This window comes from Chryseobacterium sp. X308 (assembly GCF_020733145.1).
Taxonomy (GTDB): domain Bacteria; phylum Bacteroidota; class Bacteroidia; order Flavobacteriales; family Weeksellaceae; genus Chryseobacterium; species Chryseobacterium cupriresistens.
The window spans coordinates 1-24,126 of record NZ_JAJFZH010000035.1 but is presented as its reverse complement, the minus strand read 5'-3'; the positions used below and the strand labels follow the sequence as shown (position 1 = coordinate 24,126).

Below are 24,126 nucleotides of genomic sequence, written 5' to 3'. Positions count from 1 at the left end.
GGAGATGGTTATAAGAGACAGTTTCATTTCTATTTTTTCTAAATTAAAAGATTAAAAATTTAATGATTAAAAAGATTACAGCCTGTTTTAATTTTTAAATGGTTTAATCTTTAAATAAATTAAATCTTATTTCTGTAAAAGATTTTTAAGACGGTTATAGATTTCAACATAAGCCTCAGTAACTTCACCAAGGTCTCTTCTGAATCTGTCTTTGTCTAATTTCTTCATGGTATCTTTATCCCAAAGTCTGCAGGTATCAGGAGAGATTTCGTCTGCTAAGATGATTTCGCCGTCTGAAGTTTTTCCTAATTCGATTTTGAAATCTACCAGAATGATATTGATTTTGTCAAACAGATCGATAAGGATATCATTGATATCTGAAGATAACTCATACATTTCGTCAAGCTCTTCGTAAGTAGCTGCTCCTAAGAAAACGGCATGGTGATCATTGATAAGCGGATCTCCCAACTCATCTTTTTTATAGCAGATATCGAAGATCGTTACCGGAGATTTAATTCCTTCTTCTACTCCTAATCTTTGTGCCATACTTCCCGCAGAGTAGTTTCTTACCACCATTTCCAAAGGAATGATAGAAACTTTTCTTACCAGCTGCTCTCTTTCGTCTAATTTTTTGATGAAATGAGTTTTAATCCCTTTTTCATTCAAGTATTCAAAAATAAGGGTGGTGATCGCGTTGTTCATTTCCCCTTTAAGGTCTACCTGACCTCTTTTCTGAGCGTTAAATGCTGTAGCATCGTCTTTGAAACGTACTACTACTTCATCAGGATTATCGGTTGCAAATACCTGTTTTGCTTTCCCCTCGTACAACATTTCTTTCTTTTGACTCATAATTTTACTTTCTAAATTGTAGTTAGATTTATTGATTTATTTTATTATTATTCCTGTTAAGACAGCCAGTCCAAAACTCAGTAATGTACCAATCAATACATATTCTGTAAGCTTTCTCTGTTTTGCCTGTGCAAGGTCGCTGAACCTGAAAACAGATTTGGCAGCTACCATGAAACCTACGCCTTCCCAGTGATTCACCATGATAAAAGTGAAAACCAGCAGACGTTCTAAAATTCCGATATATTTTCCGGCACTTGATAAAGATTCGGTTTGAATAGTGTTGGGGCCATCCGGAGCAGGTGTCCAGGATGACAATAAGATTTTGATAAAAATAGAAGCAGGTGTTGTTAGGAACAGCGCCGCCATAATTACCTTCAAAAATTCCTGATTTTGTACGAAGCCAAAACTGAATTCCCCAAAATAAAAAGAAACTCCGGCAATCACTGAAACATGCAGCAGCTGATCAATGAAAAACCATCTTTTATTAGTCTTTACATTTTGAAATATAAGTTTGGAAGCATCAATAATAAAGTGAGTAATTCCCACCAATACAGCGACCCACCAAAGCTGAAGATCCCAAAGGAAAATAAGGCTTAATACCGTGTGAATCAGAATATGAAGGTATAAAAACTTACTTTTCAGTTTATGGTTCTCCTTATCTGCAACCCATGAATTTGGCTGAAGTATAAAATCTCCGAGTAGATGTGCCAATATGAGTTTGATTAAGATCATGCCTATAATTCTGAGATTTTCTTTCTGAAATACTGATTGGTTTCCACGATAAGCTCATAGTTGGCTCGTTTCAGTCTCTGGCTTACCGAAGACTGTGAAATAGCAAATCTCTTAGCAAGATCTTCCTGAGTAATATCCTGATTCATAATCATCTCATGAATGATCTCTGCCGTAGCCATTGTCCAGTTATCAAAATCCTTGGACGACCATTTCAACAGAATATTAAGATCTCTGTCTACAGGGTCACTGGAGGTTTTGATGGCAACAGTATGTCCGTCACTTTTAAGGTCATTAAGCAGTCTCCCGGAATTGACATAGGCAGTACCGTTGGATTCGGTGATTTTCTCAGAAGAAAAACTTTCCTCACCAATACCTATGGCCATCCTTACATCTAAATTTTCAACACTTTTAATAAGAGATTTTATGGCTAGAAAACGCCAGAAAACGTCATCAATTCTGCATTTGAACTGGAACTCATCTCCTCTGTAGATTTCCCATGTGTGAGGAGCGCTTCCCCATTTTTCGAGAAGATGTTTAAGCCTGGTAATCCAAACTTCAGTGTCCGCATGCTGTGAATTTATAATATCACCGGTAATGACCGCTATCATACTGCAAATATAAGCATAATTACTTATATATAAAAAATATAAGCAGAAACACTTATAGATATTGATTATTAGTGAATCAGCTTATATCAATGATATAGTAAACATAAGGTTTTTAAGGCTTTATACCAACCATAAAATTACGGAAAAGCAAAAAAACATTCAATCATCCTGTTATTATATTTACTTTAACTCTACTTTTTTTCATTTTTTCCAGATAAGAAGCTGTTCCTGCTATCCGCTCATACTCCTCGCGCCTTCGTATTCCAACTCCCTAACCCTACAACTCTCCCACTTCTACTGCGGGGTAACCGCTGCTATCAGGGCTAGGACAGTCATTGCAGGTAAAGCAAAGCAATCTCTTAAACTATTATACATAATACAAAAATAAACCTAACAGGTTTTAAAAACCTGTTAGGTTTGGCTTGTCACAAAAATTATAGTATTTAAAATTTGATTTTATTTACCTTTTAATAAACTGGTGCGCTATCTCATCAAGCTTTAAGAAATATATTCCTGTAGGAATTCCCATCATCGGAATACTTTTCTTATTTCTAAACGGATCTTTCTCCGTATAAATCACTTTCCCGGAAAGATCTATAATCTGAGCTGTTTTTACACTTTCCATTTCTTCCTTCACATAAAGATGATCATCAACCGGGTTTGGATAAATGGTAAACTCATTATTAACAGTAATCAATTCTGCTGTAGACAATGTGCCACCCAGGTTCTGGCAGTAATTGGACGGATAAGAATCCCATTCACTGATAGTAAAAGTATTATTAGGCTGATTGATGGTGTTCTTTCTGTATAAAGATACGTTCCCGTTATTATTGGTGGTGTATTTTACCCCGATAGCATCTACTGTAACTGTTTTATTATACGCAAGTTCCACATAATTTCCTCCCGCAAACATCATAGGATCAGAAGCTGTAGCAAATCTTGCCTCATCAGGAGTATAACATGATAAAGTGCCTTTCGGATTCAGGATAACAAAAGTTTCATTGTTTCCTACCCTGCCTTCCAATTCATATGTGTCACCATTATAGAAATCTCCGGATAGACTATTTTTAAACTGAATATTAATTCTGTAATTATTTAAATTAACCTCATGTCCTGTTTTATTGACGATTTCCAGCGCATTATTTTTCACAGATTCCGTATTTGTTCCGGATATATATTTGGTAATGATAAGATCCGAGGCATAGGAATCCGAAGCAATTGTTGAGGCTGTCACCGTATTACTGAATGGAGATTCCAGGTATGCTTTATCAAAAGCTTTCACCGTAAAAGTATAGATGGTTGACGGGCTCAGATGATCGATGCTGATGGAAGTCCCTTTTGTAATGGCAACAGGCGTTGCGGATCCATTCATATAAATCCTGTATCCTAAAATATCCGTATCAGGAGAAGCCGTCCAGCTCAGATTCACAAAATAAGCATTCTGCTGGGTTGAAACCAGTGATCCGGGAGCCGCAGGAGCAATAGTATCAGGTGTTTCGGACCAGATCATATCAATCCACTCAGGATGATCAATAAATGGATTTCTGTTTTTTTGTATGGCATAAACGGCGTTGTTTCGGTCAATTTCTCTTTGTGAAACCGGATCTGCCGTATTCCACTGTTTCAGCATGGCAATATAGGCAGGATCAACTGCTCTTTCTTCCGTTCCGTCCAACGGACATTGGTCTGTAGCAGGAGTAAGACTGGCAGATGTCGTATAAGCTGTATTGAACGAACCTAACTTTCCTTCATACCGTACTGCAAAGTATAACAATGATCTTGCAATATCCCCTTTAAATTCATTAACAGGCTCATAAACCCTTCCGGTATAGGGATAATTCGGAATCGCTGCATTGGATATCCTCGACGTGTTGGAGAAAATATAATGGTTGGTATTATTTCCTGTTCCATACGGATAATTGCTTCTTCGCTGGTTGATCCATCCATCAACAGGAATTATAAAATTCAGATCCGAATACATAGGATAATCACTGATAGATGAGCTTGTACTGAATGTACTCTGCGGCATCATGTGTTCTCTGTTATATCCCTGGCCTTCCATGCCTACACCTGCTACCATCTGATCTGTAGTATATTCATAAGAATCGGGCCCTGAAGGAATTTCAGAATAGATATCCAGTAGGTATTGAGTATTGGAAGCATCATGATCATAATATTTGTCCAGATCAGTCTGGGCATATAACACTTTAAGATCGTCATAATGCCAGTTGATCATTTTTTCTGAAATAATATCGTGGATCTTTGATTTCAGGGCATATCCCGCCAGTCCGGCTGTTCCATCATAATACCCGGCAGGTGCCTGCGCAGCAGTATAAGAAGAAATCAAAAGAATCGGAAGTAGAATTTTTTTCATGCCTTAAAAATTGGGAAACTAAAAATAGTGAAATAAAAAACGAATATGCCTGAATATTTTATTAAGAAAGTATTAATTCTCAAAATATAAAAAATTGAAAATTAGATGCATTGACCGTTAATAATACCGGAAAAATAATTTTTCTTTAGCATTCCATCAATTTGGTTATCTTTGGGAACTAACTATTATTATATGAATACTGAGACTATTGACAACATCAAAATGATAGCGGAGACGGCTAGAGAATTTGCAGAAAAGAACATCAGACCGAATATTATGGAATGGGATGAAAGCCAAACATTTCCAAAAGACTTATTCCACCAGTTGGGTGAAATGGGGTTTATGGGAATTGTAGTTCCTGAACAATATGGAGGATCCGGCTTAGGGTATCATGAGTATGTTACTATTCTGGACGAAATTTCTCAGGTTGACCCTTCTATTGGTCTTTCTGTAGCAGCACACAACTCACTTTGCACCAACCATATTTATGAATTTGGAAATGAAGAACAAAGACACAAATGGCTTCCTCAGCTGGCTTCCGGAAAAGTAATCGGAGCCTGGGGACTTACAGAGCACAACACAGGTTCTGATTCAGGAGGTATGTCTACGACTGCTGTAAAAGATGGTGATGAGTGGATCATCAACGGAGCTAAAAACTTTATCACCCACGCTATTTCAGGTGATATTGCCGTAGTAATGACGAGAACAGGCGAAAAAGGAGCTAAAAATAATTCTACAGCCTTTGTTTTGGAAAAAGGAATGCCTGGTTTTACTTCCGGAAAAAAAGAAAATAAATTAGGGATGCGTGCTTCTGAAACAGCAGAATTAATTTTTGATAATGTACGCGTACCGGATTCTCACCGTTTAGGTGAAGTTGGAGAAGGTTTCAAGCAGGCTATGAAAGTGTTGGATGGCGGTAGAATTTCTATTGCTGCATTAAGCTTGGGTACTGCAAGAGGAGCTTATAAAGCTGCTTTGAAATACGCAAAAGAAAGACATCAGTTCGGAAAGCCTATTGCAGATTTCCAGGCAATCAACTTTATGCTGGCAGATATGGCAACAGAAATTGATGCTGCTGAACTTCTTATCCAGAGAGCATCTACTCTTAAGAATGCAAAACAAAAAATGACAAAAGAAGGAGCTATGGCTAAACTATATGCTTCTGAAGCTTGTGTAAGAATCTCAAATAATGCAGTTCAGATCTTCGGAGGATATGGTTATACAAAAGATTTCCCTGCTGAAAAGTTCTATAGAGATTCCAAACTTTGTACTATTGGAGAAGGAACGTCTGAGATCCAGAGACTTGTCATTGGAAGAGATATTACAAAATAACTTTAAAAATAACACCGATACAAATGATTAAACAGGCACTTTTAGGTGAATTTTTGCATGAAGCAGAAAACACCAGAAAAATTTTACAGGCAATCCCCGACAGCGCACTGGATTGGAAACCGTCCGAAAAAAACTGGACAACCGGACAGCTTGCGTCTCACATTGCTGAAGTATACAACTGGTATGAATCTACTTTCAATCAGGACGTTTTTGATATGGGAACGTACAGGTATGACAAAGGAGATATTTCCAAAGCAGAAAATATCCTTGCAAAATTTGAGGAAAATGTTGCCAACGCACAGAAAGCTCTTGAAAACTCTGATGAAAATACCTATTTCAACGAGTGGAAAATGGAAATGGACGGAAATGTACTTTTCCCTCCTATGCCAAAGGTTCAGGTGATAAGAGCTTTTCTTTATAATCATTTGTACCATCACAGAGGTGAACTGGTTGTTTATTTAAGATCAACCGGGAACAAAGTTCCTGGACTTTACGGACCTACTGCCGATGATAAAATGTAGTTAAACATTGCATCAATATAATAGAAGCTGTTTCATTTTGAAACAGCTTTTTTTTGTAGGGAGAACACAGAGCGGCACAGCAATATTCACTAAATGTGATTTATCAATATTTATTTGCTAATAATTGAATTATTAATAAAATATATTGTCTCAATTTAATAAATTAACAAATAAAAAGTAGATATGTTATTTTTTTAAAATTAGAATTCATTTTACAACTTTTACTTTTCTTTATTAATGAGCTTTTTCCATTATATACAATGTATCGCATAATATATTATGTGCAAAGTCCAAATATTCCTTAAAAAATTTTGTTTTTCGTAATATATTTTTTATTAGATTTGACATTCCACAATCAAATTTAATATTTAATATGAAAAAACAATTAACGTTGATTGGAATGCTCCTTATTTCGGGTATTTCTTTCGCACAGACTGACCGTCTTTGGTCTGAAGGTTCAAGAAGAACTTCATCAGAGATCTTTGAAAACAAAGCCAGTATCAGCAATCCAAAGGTGTACAACCTGGATATCAACGGATTGAAAAACATTCTGGCAAAAGCTCCCAAAAGGCTGGCTGCAGGCGAAAAATCTGAAATCATTATTTCTTTTCCAAATTCTGAAGGCAGAATGGAAAATTTTAAAGTGAGGGAGAATTCCAATTTTGCCCCTGAGCTGGCAGCCAAATATCCGGACATCAAATCCTATGTAGGACAAGGTCTGGATGATCCTAATTCCACAGTCTATTTCAGTGTTTCCCCGCTAGGACTGTCTTCCATGGAAATTTATGGTGATAAATCGGCTGTTTTCATCGAGCCTTACACCAAAGATCTTTCTTCGTATGTAGTATACAGAAAATCTGACAAAAAAGATGATCTTAACAAGTTTGAATGTACAGTGGTAGATGCCGCACAGAAAGGAGTTTCCAATTCTTCTCTTGCTGCAAGACCTAACGCCGATGATGCCAAACTGAGAACATTCAGACTGGCACTGTCCTGCACAGGTGAATACACCACTTATTTCGGAGGAACAAAAGCTCAGGCTTTAGCAGCGATGAATACTACAATGACCCGTGTAAACGGTGTATTTGAAAAAGATTTCGCAGCCAGAATGGTTCTGATCGCCAACAATGACGCTGTCATCTACACCAATGCTTCTACAGACCCATATTCCGCAGCTTCAGGAATGAGCAACTGGAATTCCCAGCTGCAAAGTACTTTAACGTCTGTAATTGGAGAAGCTAATTATGACATCGGTCACTTGTTCGGAGCTTCAGGAGGTGGAGGAAATGCAGGTTGTATCGGCTGTATCTGTACAAACGGATCAAAAGGAAGCGGATATACTTCTCCGGCAGATGCTATTCCTTCAGGAGACAATTTTGATATCGACTACGTAGCTCATGAAATGGGACATCAGTTTGGTGGAAACCACACCTTCTCTATGAGTAATGAAGGAACAGGTGTCAATATGGAACCTGGATCAGGATCAACAATCATGGGTTATGCAGGAATTACCAGCCAGGATATTCAACCGCATTCAGATGCATTTTTCCATGCAATAAGCATTCAGCAGATCACTAATAATATTAAAGCTAAAACCTGCTCTGTCAATACCAACACCGGAAATGCAATTCCTACAGCTAATGCAGGATTAGATTATACCATTCCAAAAGGAACTCCATTTGTTCTTACAGGTACAGGAACAGATGCCGACGGAGATTCTTTAACCTATATCTGGGAACAAATGGACAACGCTTCTTCTTCCCAGACAGGAGCAAGTTCCGCTGCAAGTGCTACAAAAGCTTCAGGACCTAATTTCAGATCATGGACTCCTACTACTGCACCGGTAAGATATTTCCCAAGAATGGCTTCAGTTCTGGCCGGAGCAACCACTACCGCAGGCTCTGAAATCACTGTAGAAGCACTTTCTTCAGTTGCCAGAACATTAAACTTCAGATTCACAGTTCGTGATAACAAAGCGGGGGGGGCAGGAAATAATTCCGATGATGCTGTTATCACTGTTAACGGAACTGCCGGACCATTCAATATCACTTCACAGAACTCTGCAACAACATACGCCGGAGGAAGTTCTCAGACAGTAACATGGAATGTGGCAGGAACTACAGCCAACGGAGTAAATGCTGCTAATGTGGATATCCTTTGGTCAACAGACAGCGGAAATACATGGACTACCCTATTGGCAGGAACTCCGAATGATGGCTCACAGGCAGTGACCATTCCTAATGCCAATACAACGACAGGAAGAATTATGGTAAAAGGATCAAACCACATTTTCTTTGATGTTAACAATGCTAATATCTCTGTAAATGCTGGCTCAGGAACTCCTGACACGGTTGCTCCTACAGCTCCTACCCTTGCTGCTTCAGGAACTACAGCTACAACCACTAACCTTTCATGGTCTGGAGCTACAGATAATGTTGGTGTTACCGGATACGATGTATACCAGGGAGCTTCATTAATTGGTTCTACGGCTTCTACTACATATACTGTAACAGGACTTACACCGGCAACTACGTATTCTTTCTCTGTGAAAGCAAAAGATGCGGCAGGAAATGCTTCTGTTTCCAGCAACACTGTAAGCGTTACAACTCTTTCCGGAGGAACAGTTACTTATTGTTCTTCTTCGGCCTCAAATACAGCAGATGAGAGAATTGGAAATGTGACATTCGGATCTATCAACAATACCTCTACAGGAACTGCAGGATACGAAAACTTCACTTCAGTTTCTACCAATGTTACAAGAGGAAGTGCTTATACAATTTCCATTACTCCGGTGTGGACTTCTACAAAATACAGCGAAGCCTACGCAGTTTATATTGATTATAACGGAGATGGAGACTTCACAGACAGCGGAGAACTGGCATGGACAAAAGCAGGTTCTACAACCAGCCCTGTTACAGGATCTATTACAATCCCGGCTACTGCTACTGTCGGATCTACAAGAATGAGAGTAATGATGAAGTACAGCTCAATTCCTACATCTTCGTGTGAAGCATTCACTTACGGACAGGTGGAAGATTACACTCTTAATATTGTTTCTTCAGGAAAAGGAGATCTTCATAATACAAATGATTTGATTACAGATTTGAAGCTTTATCCAAATCCTGTGAGAGATATCCTATATATTTCCAATACAGCATCAGAAGATTATAAGATCTTCGATATGGGTGGAAAACTAATTGACTCAGGAAAACTTCAAAGAGGTTCTGTGAATGTAAGCAACCTTATCAAAGGAGCTTATATGATTCAAATTGGAGAATCTTCTAAGAGATTTATTAAAAATTAGTAACGAATAGACTTTTTAAAATTAAACGATGTGAAAAACCGTTCTGCACAGAACGGTTTTTCTTTTTTAAAATTTTATACCATCTCTCACTTTATCACCTTTTTTTTCGTATCGGTATATCCGATAAAAAATTCATATAAAGAATACATTTTCAGCGAGTTTTTTTACTATTTTTGCTGAAAATACATGTAAGTGAAAAAACAATTATTGATGACGGGAATGCTCGCATTGTCGGGTATTTCTTTTGCACAGACCGATCGTTTATGGACTTCCAGCTCCATCAAAGTCTCCTCTCCCGTTTTTGAAGATATGTCAGTTTTTGAAGATCCGCAGCTTTTTCATCTGAATATAAGCGGATTAAAAAATGTATTGGCAAAGGCTCCGGAAAGATCAACAGAGAAATCTGAAGTCATTATCTCTTTCCCCAATTCAACCGGAAAAATGGAAAATTTCAGGGTAACGGAAAATTCTAATTTTGAGCCGGAACTCGCTTCTAAATATCCGGATATCAAATCTTATATCGGTGAAGGTGTCGAAGATCCTGCTTCAAAAGTTTATTTCAGCATTTCTCCTTTAGGATTATCTTCTATGGAAATCTACAGAGATCAATCTGCCGTTTTTATTCAGCCTTATACCAAAGACCTTTCCACTTATATTATTTATAAAAAATCTGACAGAAAAGACCATTTCAATAAACTTGAATGTACAGTTTCTGATGCTGCTCAAAAAGGTAATTTAAATGCCGTAACCCATAAAAATGCGGATGATGCTACATTAAGAACGTTCAGACTTGCACTTTCCTGCACAGGAGAATATACTTCTTATTTCGGAGGAACAAAAGCTCAGGCTTTAGCAGCCATGAATAATACCATGACCCGCGTGAATGGTATTTTTGAAAATGATTTCGCCGCAAGAATGGTCCTGATCGCCAATAATGATGATCTAATTTATACCAATGCTGCTACAGATCCTTATTCTTCCTCTTCACAAATGAAAAACTGGAATCTGGAGCTGATGAACAATCTGAGCTCTTCCATCGGAAATAATAATTTTGACATAGGACACCTTTTTGGGAGAGACGGCGGTGGCGGCAATGCAGGATGTATAGGATGTATTTGTGACAATGATATGTCTACTTACCAAAGTCAGGGTATAACCTACCCAAGCAGCTATAAGGGAAGCGGATACACTTCTCCGGCCAACGGTAATCCTTCGGGAGACACATTTGATATAGATTTTGTAGCTCATGAAATGGGACATCAGTTCGGCGGAAATCATACATCTTCTTATCGCGTTGAACCGGATTTAAAATCTGTAGAACCAGGTTCAGGATCTACCATTATGGGCTATGCGGGTGTCACCAGTTATGATGTTCAGAATAACTCTGATCCGTTTTTTCATGCCATAAGCATTGAACAGATCACCAATAATATCAAAGCAAAAACCTGTTCTGTGAATACCAGTACCGGTAACTCAATTCCTACAGCCAATGCAGGTCCTGATTATATTATTCCTAAAAGCACTCCTTTTATGCTTACCGGATCAGGAACTGATGCTGATGGAGACCAGCTTACCTATATCTGGGAACAGATGGATAAAGGAACTTCTTCTGAAACAGGAGCTAATTCTGCAGCACAGGAATCAAAAACTTGGGGGCCAATATTCAGATCATGGAGACCTTCAGGTTCTCCGGTAAGATATTTTCCGACAATGTCTTCTATTTTGGCAGGTTCTCTCAAAACCGCAGGAACAGAAATAGATGTTGAGGCACTTCCTTCTGTAGCCAGAGCTTTAAATTTCAGACTTACTGTTCGCGATAATAAAGCCGGAGGCGGAGCCAACAATTCCGATGATACAAAACTCACTGTTGATCCGGCAGCCGGACCATTTATGATAACCTCACAAAACACAGCAGTTTCCTATGTAAAAGGAAGCTCACAAACGGTTACATGGGATGTAGCAGGAACTACAGCAAATGGTGTGAATACAGCCAATGTGGATATCCTCTGGTCAACAGATAACGGCAGCACATGGACGACACTTTTGACCGGAACTCCTAATGATGGTTCGGAGAATATTACAATTCCTGATACTTTAACCAACTCCGGAAGAATAATGATCAAAGGAAGCCATCATATTTTCTTTGATATCAATAATGCCAATATTTCTGTAAAAAATTCTAATGAAGATGCTGCTCCGTCTACAGAAATCAAACTGTACCCCAATCCTGTAAAAAATATTCTTACCCTTACCAATACCAGTAATGAAGAATATAAAATCTACGACATGTCCGGCAGGCTTGTAAGTGGAGGAAACCTTGAAAGCGGAACGGTTAATGTCAATAAATTAACCAATGGAATTTACGTCATCCAAATTCCGGGATTCACAAAACAATTCATTAAAAAATAGAAAAAATAGATTTGAAACAATAAGCTGCTCATTCGGGCAGCTTTTTCGTTTAGTGAAATACAAAATATGATATTAAATCTATTTATCATTAAAATTAATTTCATAATAATAATTTATTTTAGATAAAACTACCAGCATTTGAGTTTTTTAATTTAAATTTATCGCATAACAATATTTCATTGTACCGTTTACCCAGATTGTATTTAAGGGAGCTCCAGATCGTTTTTGACATCTGATGTTATTGCTTCTTTTGAATTTATTTTGGCATGAATTGGTAATTTACGGTCAGAAATCACATTATTAATCCAGATTCCGGTCCTTAAAATTTCTGGTATAGACCGGAAAGCATCAGCAATACTTACGTCAGTATTTACTTAAGACCTTTATCAGGAAAACGATGTTTCAAAAAGGTACCCTTCAAATACCTCTGTAATTTTAAAATATTTAAAATTTTTAATATGAAACATTTATTTAAGTACATTTTTTTTCTAGCCATTACTTCGTTCTCGGTTGCCTGCAGCTCTGATGATGATGAAGTAATAGACATCAATCCGGATGTGACCACCGTATTCTACAAAAATGCAGATGAACTGGCAGTAACCTATGACTCCAATAATTCGGTAAGCCAGGCCATAAGAAATCAAGCTTATGACTTATACAAAAGAGGAAAATGGAGCGAGCTGGAATCTCTTTTTAAGGCTAATAATTTAAATGGCGGATGGCCGCCTGCCAACGGAGGTTATAATATTGTTGATGATGTTCCTTTACAGGTTGGGCAGAAGTTCGACAGATACAGCGGTGCAGTCGGCAGTTATAACGGAACCGGGGTTCCTACATTAGGAGGAAGCTTTACAAGCCCTATCATCAACGGATATGTTTATACTTTTACACAAAGAGCTCTAAACCAGCCTGAAGACAAATACGATTTTTATTATGAAATTGATGTACTGAACAACTCCATGCAGTTTAAAACCCAGACAGCAGACATTATTCCGTGGTTCAGCCAGGCAGGAAAAGGTAAACAAACGATGTGGAAAATTCCTATCGATATCAATACAGGTTACCAGAAAACATGGAATAAGCTGGCAGAAGAAGGTTATATTAAAATTACCATTAAGAGAAGCCCAAGCGGAAAATATCCTAACTTAGCAGGCACAGTTATTCAGCCATAAATCAGCTCAGATGTATTCATTATCAGAAAAAATAAACATTATTGGAAAAGCTTCTGTTGAAAAAAACGTCTTTATCAATGACGAAGCTCTCCCATCAGCAACAACCACTTTCACCTGCTCTCATTGCGGAAACAAAAATACAATTGCAATAGCACCTTATGAATCAGGGTTTCCTGTTCTGCAGCTGTATCATGAAGATAAAGTGGTATCTAAAAATGAATTGCTAAACCACGGAATGGTCAACGGAACCTCTCAAAGAATGTTTCATTTCGGAGAATTGACAGTTAATGATTTACCTACTTTATATTTTGGTATCGATTGTACTTCCTGTCATTCAAAATATATAGGCGTTTTCAGCTATGGAGAAAAGCAGCCAGGATTGATGATATTGACTATCTCCGGAATCTGGAAATATGAGTAATTAAAATCTTATCTATATCCTATTAAAAGTCCACAAGTTTCAGATTGTGGACTTTTTTTTTACTTTAGCGAAGAAATTAATAACATTATCGATAACCAGGAAAACACATTAATTCATGAAAAAGATTACTTTACTTCTTTTCATGCTGTTCTTTGAGCCAGCATATTCACAAAAAACACTTGCCCAGTATCCTGATAACCAGTTTCCATACCAAGGAGGTTCTATCCAATTGTTCTCAGATATGCAGGACTATTTCCTGAAAAGTGGCTCAAAACCATGTGATCAAAATGAGATGTATTTTGTAAGCCTAAAGATTGATGAGAATGGTAAACCTGCTTTAGTAAAGAAAAAGAGCGATGATCCTATTATAGAAAAGAACAAATGTGCTTTTACTCTTGCTGTCAAATCCTTAGGGAGCTTAAAAAACTGGCAGCCTGCAGAACAAAACGGACAGAAAGTTGCCGCTTATTTCGATTTTCTATTTCAACCCAAAGATTTTTTTGAAAATTACAAACCCGATTACGATATTGTTAAATCATATCAATCCGCTGCCATGCCCGGAGGGATGAAAGCATTTAGAAAAGAAGTTGTTGAAAGCTTAAATAATTATTTGGATTGGGAAACTTACAACCCAAAGGGAACATTTCTTATATCCTTTTCAATAGATGAAGATGGAGACATCACCACTGTAGATATTGAGCCCAAAGTAGAAAACAATAAAATTCTTCTTGAGGATGTAAAATTTGCTCTGAAAAAAATAAAAGGGAAGTGGAGTCCGGCAAAAAAGAATGGAACACCAGTAAAATCATGGTTTAGAATACCTATTAACTTTAATTCGCGGGAATAAAATTAAAACAATAGACAGCCTGTGCTTTTGAGTCTCATATTTTACTCGTGTACATTTCACATTTTGCAAATCCTTTTCTATCTTTGTGGGAAATAAAAAAATTCATGGATAAAATTGATAGTCTGAACCAAGTAGCAGAATTCCATACTACTTTCAAAGCCCCTATTTTAGATACCCCACAAATTCCTCCTCCGGAAAGATGCAACCTGAGAGTAGAACTTTTACAGGAAGAATTAAACGAACTGAAACAAGCTATTGCTGACAATAATATTGTAGAAATTGCAGATGCATTGTGTGATCTTCAGTATGTTTTGAGTGGTGCGGTACTGGAATTCGGACTTGGCAACAAATTTGTAGAGCTATTCAACGAAGTTCAACGCTCCAATATGTCGAAAGCATGTGATAATGAAGAACAGGCAGAGGAAACTGTAGAATTTTACAAAGCGAAGGAAGTAGAATCTTTTTATGAAAAGTCCGGAGAAAAATTTAATGTTTACAGAAAGGCAGATCATAAAGTATTAAAAAACAAATACTACTCTCCTGCTGATTTAAAATCAATTATCGAAAAATAAAATATGAAAAAATTTATTACCAATATTGTTGCCTTTTCAACCTTGTTTTTGGCTTCGCAGCAGCTTACTGCACAAAAAGTAGTGGTAAACCGTGAAGTTGAAACCCAGAATGACGGCAAAATGCTTTTGGGAAACCAGTTGAAAGAGCAGTTTTTAAAAGCTCCTTATGCAGATTGGTATGTGAAAGAACATGATGAGTATGTTCTTGATCAAAAAGCAGTCAGTGAATTAAAAAAAGAGAAAATCGGAACCTATGATATTATCGTTTTCATGGGAACCTGGTGTGAAGACAGCCACAGAGATTTTCCAAGACTGATGAAAATATTGGAAGCCGTAAGTTATCCGGAAAATAAATTGAATATTATTGCTGTTAACCGTAAGAAAGAATCTCCTACCGGGGATGAAAGTCTTTACAATCTTCAGAAAGTTCCTACCATTATCCTGAAAAGATATGGAAAAGAAGTGGGCAGAATCATCGAAATGCCTACGACAGGATATATTGAAAGGGATTTGGTTCAAATTCTGAAAAAGAATGATTCATCTGTTATCAAAGAAATTTTTAAATAGATTTTGAGAAATTATAGAACAATATTATCTTTTGCTGCGGGTGCCGGCGCAATGGTGCTGCTCTTTTTTGGCCTGAAATCCTGCCTGAACCTTGGAAATAAAACTGAAAAGTCAGATTATTATATCCTGACCAATCAAATTTCCAAGATGAATAAGATGGTCGTGATGGAACAGAATACCTCCAGCATGCAGAAGACCAAAATGGGTTATGAGGTTTTTGGAAAAGAAGTTTCCAGCAACAGTATTATTACCTACACAAAGACTAATGCACAGGTTTCTTATGATCTCAACAAAATGAAGATTGAAGTAGATTCCATCAACAAAAAGCTGGTGATTACCGAACTTCCTGATGCTGAAATCAGAATTACACCTAGCGTTGAAATTCAGTCTTTGGATGATTCTTTCTTTAACAGGATTTCGGAGAAGGATATTAAAAATGTTACCGCTAAAGCTAAGGAAACCGCAGAGAAATCAATTGATCAGAATCAACTGAGAAGTGAAGGCCGCAAACAGCTCATGGAAAACCTGAATAATATTTTTGTTCTGGCCAAGGCTTTGAATTATGAAATAGAAGATAAAACGGGGAAAATTGGTATTCTGGGACTTTAGGTTAAAATATTTCTGTTTGGCAAACCCTTTGAATGATACTATCCATATTGTTTACATTTAAAATTCAAACTCATGGATACAAAAGGAAAAACCACCAGGAAAGAATCTGCCAATACCGCAGAAACCCAAAAGCAAAATCAGGATTTCCAGAATATTCCTGCCGCATCAAAAAAGACCAATCCGCCTGATATTGATAAAGAAGATGTTCAGAAGTCTTCCAAAAACAAATCAGGAAAAACGGATAACACAAAAAAATAAAAGAGCTTTTAAGGCTTTATTTAATAATGAAAAACGAAAAGTTCCGTCTCATATGAGGCGGAACTTTTCTTTCTAACTATCTAACTGAACTTTTGTTTCTATACAATGGTCGATTTTCCGATCTTAATATTTTCAAAATTATAATAAGACTTTTCGGAATATCTGATATGGTCTGCAATAAAACTTCCCACTTCACTTGTGGAGTAATACTGTTTGCTATTAAGATCAATTGTGACATACTTATTCTCAATAGCATGTTCTACCGACTGTCTTAATTTTTCGGCTGCGGTCTTTAAACCAAGATGATCCAGCATCATCGCCACACTTAAAATAGAAGCAACAGGATTGGCAATTCCTTTTCCTTTCGCCTGTGGATAAGATCCGTGAATAGGCTCAAACAAAGCATTCTTCTCTCCTACTGAAGCAGATGGTAATAATCCGATAGAACCTCCGATCACACTTGCTTCATCGGAAATAATATCACCAAACATATTTTCCGTTACAATGACATCAAAATGCTTAGGATTAAGGATCAGCTGCATGGCCGCATTGTCTACGAACATATAATCAAGCTCTACATCCGGATATTCCGGTGCAATTTCCTGACACGTCTTTCTCCACAATCTTGACGTATCCAAAACATTGGCTTTATCAATAAGCGTAAGCTTTTTCTTTCTTTTCTGCGCTTCCTGAAACGCCATATGCGCAATCGGAATAATATCTTCACGGCTGTATTTGCAGACATCATAAGCGTAAGCACCTTCCGGATCTGTAAATTTTTCACCGAAATAGATTCCGCTTACCAGTTCTCTGAAAATCTGAATGTCAGCGCCTTCAATAATTTCTCTTTTCAATGGGCTTTTATCAATCAGAGAGGCATAGGTTTTTAAAGGACGGATATTGGCAAACAATCCTAACTCCTTGCGAAGTTTCAATAATCCCTGTTCAGGTCTTACTTTCGCTTCCGGATTATTATCAAAAACCGGATCACCAATAGCTCCGAACAGTACAGCATCAGACTCTTTACAGATTTTCAGCGTTTCTTCGGGCAAAGGATTTCCAGTTTTAAAAATAGCCTCTGCACCGATTAATCCATATTCAAAATGGAATTTACATTGAAAAGCTTCAGCAATAGCATCTAATATTTTAATGCTTTCACCGATGATTTCCGGGCCAATCCCATCTCCGGGAAGAACCGCGATTTTAAAATAATTGTCGCTCATTTGCTTTTTGTGTTTTTAATTCAAATTCTGTGATCGTCTGCTTTCTGCTGATTAAAAAATCAATATCGTCATAGCCGTTCAGCAGGCATATTTTTTTATAGGAATCAAGCTCAAAGGTTTCTGTGGTATCTTTAAAGCTGATGGACTGTAGCTCCACATCAATAGCAATTTCATTATCAGGATTTTCATTGATACCCTCTAAAATTTCTTTTAAAAATTCTTCGGAAACTTTTACAGGAAGAAGCCCGTTATTCAAAGCATTTCCTTTAAAGATATCCGCGAAATAACTTGAAACAATGACCTTGAATCCATAATCCGTTAAAGACCAGGCTGCATGTTCACGACTGCTTCCACAACCGAAATTATTTCCTGCAACAAGAATCTCACCACCGAATTTGGGATTGTTTAAAACAAAGTCCGGATTCGGTTCTCCTGTATGGATATTGAATCTCCAGTCTCTGAACAGATTCTCTCCGAACCCTTTTCGGTCTATACTTTTAAGGAATCTTGCCGGAATAATCTGGTCTGTATCTATATTTTCTGCCGGCAGTGGAACTGCGCGGGATTTTAAAACAACTAATTTTTGCATGTGTACTACAATGTTAGACTTTAACCACAAAAGTTTTGTCTTTGTGGTTAAAACATAATTTAAAATTACTTTTAGTTTAAACTTTCAAAAGCTGAAATTTTACCTTCTATGGCTGCTTTTGCTGCGGTAAGCGGGCTGGCAAGAATTGTCCTTGAACCTTGTCCCTGTCTGCCTTCAAAGTTTCTGTTGGAAGTGGAAACACAATATTCTCCTTCCGGGATTTTATCGTCATTCATCGCCAGACATGCCGAACACCCCGGCTGCCGAATCTGAAATCCGGCATCACTGAATATTTTATCCAAACCTTCTTCATAAATCTGTTTAACTACCTGCTGAGATCCGGGAACAATCAGAGCTTTTACAGCCTCGGATTTACTTTTCCCTTTAATATATTGGGCTGCAGAACGGAAATCTTCTATTCTTGCATTGGTACAGCTACCTATGAAAACATAATTAACTTTGATACTGTTAACTGCCTGCCCGGCTTCCAGTCCCATATATTGTAAAGCTTTTTCTTCGGATTCATTTTGCGGTGCCGGAATAACTTCACGGATTGAAATACCCATTCCCGGATTAGTACCGTAGGTAATCATAGGATAAATATCCGAAGCATCAAAGCTGAGTTCCTGATCAAAAACAGCGCCTTCATCTGTTTTTAAGGTTCTCCAATAGGCTACTTTTTCATTCCAGTCTTCTCCTTCCGGAGCAAATTTTCTTCCCTGTACGTATTCAAAAGTGGTTTCATCCGGAGCAATCATTCCGCCTCTCGCACCCATTTCAATACTCATGTTGCAGACGGTCATTCTTCCTTCCATTGACATTTCCTCGAATACATTACCTGCATATTCACAAAAATATCCTGTCCCTCCGTCTGTTCCTATTTTTGAAATGATATAAAGAATAACATCTTTAGGCTGAACATTTTCGTTTAATTTGCCATTGACGGTAATTCTCATTGATTTTGGCTTGTTCAGCAATAAACATTGGCTGGCAAATACCTGAGCTACCTGGCTGGTCCCAATCCCAAAGGCAATTGATCCAAATGCACCATGGGTAGAGGTATGGCTGTCACCACACACAATACTCATTCCCGGCTGGGTAATCCCTAATTCAGGAGCGATGATATGAACAATTCCCTGATATGGGTGTCCCAATCCGAAAAGTTCAATATTATTTTTTTTACAGTTTTCTGTAAGCTGTTCTACCTGATTTCTTGAAAGATCATCTTTAATAGGCTGATCCTGATGCAAGGTAGGTACATTGTGATCCGCAGTCGCTACAATCTGTTCCGGTCTGAAGATTTCCAGATTTCTGGATTCAAGTTCTGCGAAGGCCTGAGGGCTGGTTACCTCATGAATAAGATGTTTGTCTATATAAATGATCTGAGGTCCGTCAGGAATGGTTTCTACCACATGGGCGTCCCATACTTTATCAAAAAGTGTCTTTTTACTGTTGTTCATTTTTTACTTTATCTTGATTTTAAATCAAACCTATCCTATTTTTCTGGTGAAAGAATCCATCATAACACTCAGATCATCGTTATCAATTTCTTTTTTAAGATCAGCGATTTTCAAAAATTCCTGATACAGATAATCAAGTTCATTTTTGGTAACCTCGTAGCCGATATGTTTGAAACGGTAAGCCAATGCTGAACGTCCGCTTCTGGCAGTAAGAATGATTGAAGAGGCATTCACACCTACTTCTGCAGGATCTATGATTTCATACGTTTCCCTGTTTTTAATTACTCCGTCCTGATGAATTCCTGAGCTGTGAGCAAAGGCATTAGCTCCTACAATAGCTTTGTTGGGCTGTACAGACATTCCCATCAGATCAGAAACCATAGCACTCATTTCATTCAGCATTCTGGAATTCACATCGGTATGCAGATTCAGATTTTTATGCTGTTTTAAAATCATGACGACTTCTTCCAGCGCTGTATTTCCTGCTCTTTCTCCCAATCCGTTGATCGTACATTCAATCTGGCGGGCTCCATTAATTGCTCCGGCAATAGAATTGGCAGTAGCCAGCCCCAGATCGTTATGGCAATGACATGAAAGCACTGCTTTTTCAATTCCCTTTACATTTTCTTTCAGATATTTTATTTTCTGACCATACTCTTCCGGCAGGCAATATCCTGTGGTATCAGGAATATTCAGGACAGTTGCTCCTGCTTTAATCACCGCTTCACACACTCTTGCCAGATATTCATTATCCGTTCTTCCTGCATCTTCAGCATAAAACTCAACGTCTTCAACATATGTTTTCGCATATTTTACTGCTTCTGCTGCTCTTTCAATAATATCTTCTCTTGTTGAATTGAATTTGTATTTAATATGAGAATCCGAAGTTCCGATTCCTGTATGGATTCTTGGTTTCTTTGCCAACTTCAGCGCTTCTGCTGCTACATCAATATCTTTTTTGTTCGCTCTTGTGAGTCCGCATACCTTCGCATTTTTCACCAGTTTTGAAATTTCTGAAACCGATTCAAAATCGCCGGGGCTGGAAATCGGGAATCCTGCCTCGATAATATCAATCCCTAATTCATCAAGCCTTTCAGCAATAACCAGTTTTTGTTCCGTATTCAGTTTGCATCCCGGAACCTGCTCCCCATCTCTCAGTGTCGTATCAAAAATTTCGATTTTTTCGGAATTCATAAGTGAAGTTTTTTACTTAATTTTGGATCAAAACTACAGCTTGCGATATTTTTTCATTTTCACTTTTTCTGAAAATTACAATACTCAACAGCTTATAAAACAATTGTATTTATTTATTAATCAATAATTTAATTCCCAAAAATTTACAATGGCAGAATTGCAGAAAGATTTTTTGTTTGTATTGGTAAAGTCATTGACCACCTCTGAAAAAAGACAGTTTAAACTCTACGTAAACCGTCTCGGAATTAACGTAGATGCCAAATTTCTATTGTTATTTTCTGAGATGGACAAGATGAAAGAATATGACGAAAGTATTATTATTGAGAAAAAAATATCTACAAAACAACAGCTTTCTAATCTTAAGGCTCATCTTTACAAGCAGATTTTGGTGAGTCTCCGTATGAACCCGAGTCATCAGAATTATAGAATCCAGCTTCGCGAACAGTTAGATTTTGCCAATATCCTTTATCAGAAAGGACTTTATAAGCAGGCTTTAAAGATATTAGACAAAACCAAGCAGACAGCATTGGAACTGGATGAAAAAAGTATTGCTTCGGAGATCATCGATCTTGAAAAAGTAATTGAATCACAGTTTATTACACGAAGTATCGAAGGCCGTGCAGAAGAGCTTATCAAACAATCTCAGGAGATCAGCAAACAGAACCGTTATACCACAAAACTGTCTAATCTTTCTTTGAAATTATACAGCGAAATGCTGACCCATGGTTATGTAAAAAACGATGCAGACCGGCAGGAAGTTATGGATATTTTTAACGCAGAGATTAAAAGTATCAACCCTGAAAAACTGAATTTCACAGAGAAATTATGGTATTACAAAGCCCATGTCTGGAAAAACCAGCTTTTACAGGACTATAAATATACCTTGAAATATGCTTATCAGTGGGTAGATCTTTTTCATAAGAAGCCTGAAATGATCTACAGCCATCCGGTTTGGTATATCAAAGGGAATACGTATCTGCTGAAAATCCTCTTTTTGTATGGAAATATTGATATTCTGGAAGAGCATTTCCAGAACTTCAATACAATGGTACATGCCGAGAATTTTGTTCAGAATGAGAATCTGCAGTCCCTTATTTTCCTTACCCACTACAATACGCTGATGAACATTCACTTTGTAAAAGGTGAATTTTTTACAGGAACCAAGCTTATCCCTGAAGTGGAATTAAAAATGGAAAAGCTCAGAGAAAGGATTGATGAACACCATTTTATGATTCTTTACCTTAAAATGGCAGCTATGTTCTTTGGCAGTAAAATGTTTGAAAAATCGATTGAATATTCTATGAGAGTCATAGAATCCAAAGGAAATGTTCAGGAAGATCTGTTGTTCCATACCCGCATTCTGATCTTAATGGCCAAATATGAATCAGGGAATGATGAAGATTATGATGAGTTTACTGCGTCAACTTTAAAGTTTGCGAAGAAAATGAAAAAGCCGGAAGAGTTCCATTTCGAGAGTATTCAGTTTTTCAAGAATCTTAATAATCAGGTGCCGGATCAGCGACAGAAAGCATTTGAAAATTTTGATAAAAAACTGGAAGAGTATGCCTGCAATGAATATTACCGCCGATCATTATTCTATATCGATATTCATGGATGGATTAAATCCAAAGTTCAGAATGTGGATGTTATTGAGATTATCAAGCAGAAAGTAAGGTATAAAAGAAAACATTAAATAAGAATATATAAAAATATATTTTTCAATAATTTACAATGTTTTATCTCATGTAAAATAAAACATCAAAAAACATTTTTTAATATAATCTTTTATAGTATTAACAGGTCGCTCCTCCGGAGCTCTAATTTTAAAACCAAATACTTTCTATTAACAGTTAGCTCCTATCGGAGCTGCTTAGGATCCCATTGGGATCTTCTGTTAGTAGAAAATGATGAAGTCCCGAAAAAATAGAGCTCCGGAGGAGCGACCTGTTCATTATGCTTTGATTAATCGGACGATGATTATTTATACATATCTTTTATAAAATTCAATGCATTTCTATGACTGATTTTTTCAACAAGCTCTGATGAAAATCGTTCTTCAATTTCTTTATTGATGGCAGGATATCCGGAGGCATTGGAATGCTCGGAAAAGAAAAAAGGATGACGGGATTTGTCCGGATGATCTTTCCAGTAGAAATAATCTGCTCCATAGGCAATGCTGTCTTCTCCTCCAAGATCTAAACCATATTGAATATGTTCATAGAGTCTTTCAGGATGATCAATATCCACATAATCTTTGATAAAATTCAGACCAATTAAGCCTTTTCTGTTGATAACTTCCTTTGCCAGTTCATCAGGAAGGTTTCTATTGTTTTTATAAACGGACCTGTAGTTGGAATGGCTCGCCAGAATAGGAATTGAATAGTTTCTCTGATCGATATAAGTAAAAATATCATAGGCCAGCTGGTCACTTGTATGGGCTAAATCAATAGCAATTTTACGGTCAGCGATATAGTCGATCAGAACTTTTCCATCGTCCTTTAAGCCGGCTGTAGCATTATTTCCGCCTCCAAAACGATTTTCCAGATGATGGGTAATTCCGATATAAAAAACTTTCTGTGTATTTTCAATAATGGTTTCCAGGTTTTTGAAGCCGGATTCCAGACTTTGGTCTTCATCACAGAAAGCAGATGCATTCTCTATAGAAGCAATAACTCCTACCCGATTTTTATTCTCCAAATCATTATGATTGTCATTGTTAAAAAGGAAAAAACTCTCATTTTTAATCAATTTTGAAAATAATTTGCTTTGTTCCAGACCATGAACTGTGCTATTCGCTCCTGTTCCTGCATACATAGCCATCACCTGAAGTTTTACATTGCCTTCCTGTAAATAAGGTAGTGAACAGCCAATTTCTTTGTTATCAACAGCTGCATCGGATCTTAGCAGATAATATAATAAATCGCAGTGGAGATCGACATTTATAGGATTCATATTAACTTGTAATTTACTTGTTTTTAAAGACTTATAAAAAGAATAAGGATTTTAATATTGGCATTATCATTAATAAAAAATTAAAAGTATTTTTCTATGAAAAACGAAATATGGAATTCAGTGAGACTAAAAC

The 24,126-nt window shown here is 37.2% G+C and carries 21 protein-coding genes; 12 read left to right on the top strand and 9 right to left on the bottom strand.

Translation table 11 applies throughout. The features are described 5' to 3' along the window. Window positions 1–126: 126 nt before the first annotated feature. From purC to LIV57_RS21745, 4 genes are all read right to left on the bottom strand, one after another. The gene (gene purC, locus LIV57_RS21760) at window positions 127–849 is read right to left on the bottom strand and encodes a phosphoribosylaminoimidazolesuccinocarboxamide synthase (RefSeq protein ID WP_110008841.1); all 723 of its coding nucleotides are present in this window, start codon (window positions 847–849) and stop codon (window positions 127–129) included. A 36-nt stretch (window positions 850–885) separates the two neighbouring features. Next, the gene (locus LIV57_RS21755; protein WP_227944280.1) at window positions 886–1,581 is read right to left on the bottom strand and encodes a DUF3307 domain-containing protein; all 696 of its coding nucleotides are present in this window, start codon (window positions 1,579–1,581) and stop codon (window positions 886–888) included. Between the two features lie 2 nt (window positions 1,582–1,583). Then, window positions 1,584–2,189: a SatD family protein gene (locus tag LIV57_RS21750; protein WP_110008839.1), complete on the bottom strand. Its 606-nt coding sequence runs from the start codon at window positions 2,187–2,189 to the stop codon at window positions 1,584–1,586. A gap of 460 nt (window positions 2,190–2,649) precedes the next feature. Beyond that, on the bottom strand, window positions 2,650–4,563 hold the full coding sequence (locus LIV57_RS21745) for an endonuclease (RefSeq protein WP_227944279.1): 1,914 nt from the start codon (window positions 4,561–4,563) through the stop codon (window positions 2,650–2,652). Between the two features lie 192 nt (window positions 4,564–4,755). Between LIV57_RS21745 and LIV57_RS21740 the strand changes: the two genes are divergently transcribed. The 11 genes from LIV57_RS21740 (at window position 4,756) to LIV57_RS21690 (ending at window position 16,575) form a co-directional block, all read left to right on the top strand. Next, window positions 4,756–5,895, top strand: coding sequence for an acyl-CoA dehydrogenase family protein (locus tag LIV57_RS21740; RefSeq protein WP_110008837.1), 1,140 nt, complete (start codon window positions 4,756–4,758; stop codon window positions 5,893–5,895). 23 nt (window positions 5,896–5,918) lie between these two features. Beyond that, on the top strand, window positions 5,919–6,416 hold the full coding sequence (locus LIV57_RS21735) for a DinB family protein (RefSeq protein ID WP_227944278.1): 498 nt from the start codon (window positions 5,919–5,921) through the stop codon (window positions 6,414–6,416). 373 nt (window positions 6,417–6,789) lie between these two features. After that, window positions 6,790–9,720: a reprolysin-like metallopeptidase gene (locus tag LIV57_RS21730; protein ID WP_227944277.1), complete on the top strand. Its 2,931-nt coding sequence runs from the start codon at window positions 6,790–6,792 to the stop codon at window positions 9,718–9,720. Window positions 9,721–9,912: 192 nt separating this feature from the next. Beyond that, the gene (locus LIV57_RS21725) at window positions 9,913–12,129 is read left to right on the top strand and encodes a zinc-dependent metalloprotease (protein WP_227944276.1); all 2,217 of its coding nucleotides are present in this window, start codon (window positions 9,913–9,915) and stop codon (window positions 12,127–12,129) included. Between the two features lie 458 nt (window positions 12,130–12,587). Then, the gene (locus tag LIV57_RS21720; protein WP_227944275.1) at window positions 12,588–13,301 is read left to right on the top strand and encodes a glycohydrolase toxin TNT-related protein; all 714 of its coding nucleotides are present in this window, start codon (window positions 12,588–12,590) and stop codon (window positions 13,299–13,301) included. A gap of 10 nt (window positions 13,302–13,311) precedes the next feature. Continuing rightward, the gene (locus tag LIV57_RS21715) at window positions 13,312–13,722 is read left to right on the top strand and encodes a hypothetical protein (RefSeq protein ID WP_227944274.1); all 411 of its coding nucleotides are present in this window, start codon (window positions 13,312–13,314) and stop codon (window positions 13,720–13,722) included. A 115-nt stretch (window positions 13,723–13,837) separates the two neighbouring features. Then, window positions 13,838–14,569 carry an energy transducer TonB gene (locus LIV57_RS21710; protein ID WP_227944273.1) on the top strand — a complete coding sequence of 244 codons (732 nt, stop codon included), beginning with the start codon at window positions 13,838–13,840 and terminating at the stop codon, window positions 14,567–14,569. Between the two features lie 104 nt (window positions 14,570–14,673). Then, on the top strand, window positions 14,674–15,141 hold the full coding sequence (locus LIV57_RS21705; protein WP_227944272.1) for a nucleoside triphosphate pyrophosphohydrolase family protein: 468 nt from the start codon (window positions 14,674–14,676) through the stop codon (window positions 15,139–15,141). A gap of 3 nt (window positions 15,142–15,144) precedes the next feature. Beyond that, window positions 15,145–15,708, top strand: a complete 564-nt coding sequence (locus LIV57_RS21700; protein ID WP_227944271.1) for a TlpA family protein disulfide reductase — start codon at window positions 15,145–15,147, stop codon at window positions 15,706–15,708. Window positions 15,709–15,711: 3 nt separating this feature from the next. Continuing rightward, window positions 15,712–16,317 carry a DUF4230 domain-containing protein gene (locus tag LIV57_RS21695; protein ID WP_227944270.1) on the top strand — a complete coding sequence of 202 codons (606 nt, stop codon included), beginning with the start codon at window positions 15,712–15,714 and terminating at the stop codon, window positions 16,315–16,317. Window positions 16,318–16,389: 72 nt separating this feature from the next. After that, entirely contained in the window at window positions 16,390–16,575 is a 186-nt protein-coding gene (locus LIV57_RS21690; protein WP_062669731.1) for a hypothetical protein, read from the top strand. A 98-nt stretch (window positions 16,576–16,673) separates the two neighbouring features. Here LIV57_RS21690 and leuB read toward each other — a convergent pair whose 3' ends face one another. The 4 genes from leuB to LIV57_RS21670 form a co-directional block, all read right to left on the bottom strand. After that, on the bottom strand, window positions 16,674–17,798 hold the full coding sequence (gene leuB, locus LIV57_RS21685; protein ID WP_110008826.1) for a 3-isopropylmalate dehydrogenase: 1,125 nt from the start codon (window positions 17,796–17,798) through the stop codon (window positions 16,674–16,676). Further along, window positions 17,779–18,387, bottom strand: coding sequence for a 3-isopropylmalate dehydratase small subunit (leuD, locus tag LIV57_RS21680; protein WP_062669734.1), 609 nt, complete (start codon window positions 18,385–18,387; stop codon window positions 17,779–17,781). The genes leuB and leuD overlap by 20 nt, the downstream gene beginning before the upstream one ends. Window positions 18,388–18,458: 71 nt before the next feature. Beyond that, on the bottom strand, window positions 18,459–19,847 hold the full coding sequence (leuC, locus tag LIV57_RS21675; protein WP_227944269.1) for a 3-isopropylmalate dehydratase large subunit: 1,389 nt from the start codon (window positions 19,845–19,847) through the stop codon (window positions 18,459–18,461). Between the two features lie 30 nt (window positions 19,848–19,877). Next, the gene (locus LIV57_RS21670) at window positions 19,878–21,041 is read right to left on the bottom strand and encodes a 2-isopropylmalate synthase (RefSeq protein WP_227944268.1); all 1,164 of its coding nucleotides are present in this window, start codon (window positions 21,039–21,041) and stop codon (window positions 19,878–19,880) included. Window positions 21,042–21,189: 148 nt separating this feature from the next. Between LIV57_RS21670 and LIV57_RS21665 the strand changes: the two genes are divergently transcribed. After that, window positions 21,190–22,734, top strand: a complete 1,545-nt coding sequence (locus tag LIV57_RS21665) for a hypothetical protein (RefSeq protein WP_227944267.1) — start codon at window positions 21,190–21,192, stop codon at window positions 22,732–22,734. A 284-nt stretch (window positions 22,735–23,018) separates the two neighbouring features. Here the strand turns inward: LIV57_RS21665 and LIV57_RS21660 are convergent, their stop codons facing one another. Beyond that, window positions 23,019–23,993 carry a dipeptidase gene (locus tag LIV57_RS21660; RefSeq protein ID WP_227944266.1) on the bottom strand — a complete coding sequence of 325 codons (975 nt, stop codon included), beginning with the start codon at window positions 23,991–23,993 and terminating at the stop codon, window positions 23,019–23,021. Between the last annotated feature and the right edge of the window lie 133 nt (window positions 23,994–24,126).

Coding starts and splice junctions, on each gene's coding strand:
- purC (WP_110008841.1), bottom strand. CDS start 849: ATGAGTCAAAAGAAAGAAATGTTGTACGAGGGGAAAGCAAAACAGGTA.
- LIV57_RS21755 (WP_227944280.1), bottom strand. CDS start 1,581: ATGATCTTAATCAAACTCATATTGGCACATCTACTCGGAGATTTTATA.
- LIV57_RS21750 (WP_110008839.1), bottom strand. CDS start 2,189: ATGATAGCGGTCATTACCGGTGATATTATAAATTCACAGCATGCGGAC.
- LIV57_RS21745 (WP_227944279.1), bottom strand. CDS start 4,563: ATGAAAAAAATTCTACTTCCGATTCTTTTGATTTCTTCTTATACTGCT.
- LIV57_RS21740 (WP_110008837.1), top strand. CDS start 4,756: ATGAATACTGAGACTATTGACAACATCAAAATGATAGCGGAGACGGCT.
- LIV57_RS21735 (WP_227944278.1), top strand. CDS start 5,919: ATGATTAAACAGGCACTTTTAGGTGAATTTTTGCATGAAGCAGAAAAC.
- LIV57_RS21730 (WP_227944277.1), top strand. CDS start 6,790: ATGAAAAAACAATTAACGTTGATTGGAATGCTCCTTATTTCGGGTATT.
- LIV57_RS21720 (WP_227944275.1), top strand. CDS start 12,588: ATGAAACATTTATTTAAGTACATTTTTTTTCTAGCCATTACTTCGTTC.
- LIV57_RS21715 (WP_227944274.1), top strand. CDS start 13,312: ATGTATTCATTATCAGAAAAAATAAACATTATTGGAAAAGCTTCTGTT.
- LIV57_RS21710 (WP_227944273.1), top strand. CDS start 13,838: ATGAAAAAGATTACTTTACTTCTTTTCATGCTGTTCTTTGAGCCAGCA.
- LIV57_RS21705 (WP_227944272.1), top strand. CDS start 14,674: ATGGATAAAATTGATAGTCTGAACCAAGTAGCAGAATTCCATACTACT.
- LIV57_RS21700 (WP_227944271.1), top strand. CDS start 15,145: ATGAAAAAATTTATTACCAATATTGTTGCCTTTTCAACCTTGTTTTTG.
- LIV57_RS21690 (WP_062669731.1), top strand. CDS start 16,390: ATGGATACAAAAGGAAAAACCACCAGGAAAGAATCTGCCAATACCGCA.
- leuB (WP_110008826.1), bottom strand. CDS start 17,798: ATGAGCGACAATTATTTTAAAATCGCGGTTCTTCCCGGAGATGGGATT.
- leuD (WP_062669734.1), bottom strand. CDS start 18,387: ATGCAAAAATTAGTTGTTTTAAAATCCCGCGCAGTTCCACTGCCGGCA.
- leuC (WP_227944269.1), bottom strand. CDS start 19,847: ATGAACAACAGTAAAAAGACACTTTTTGATAAAGTATGGGACGCCCAT.
- LIV57_RS21670 (WP_227944268.1), bottom strand. CDS start 21,041: ATGAATTCCGAAAAAATCGAAATTTTTGATACGACACTGAGAGATGGG.
- LIV57_RS21665 (WP_227944267.1), top strand. CDS start 21,190: ATGGCAGAATTGCAGAAAGATTTTTTGTTTGTATTGGTAAAGTCATTG.
- LIV57_RS21660 (WP_227944266.1), bottom strand. CDS start 23,993: ATGAATCCTATAAATGTCGATCTCCACTGCGATTTATTATATTATCTG.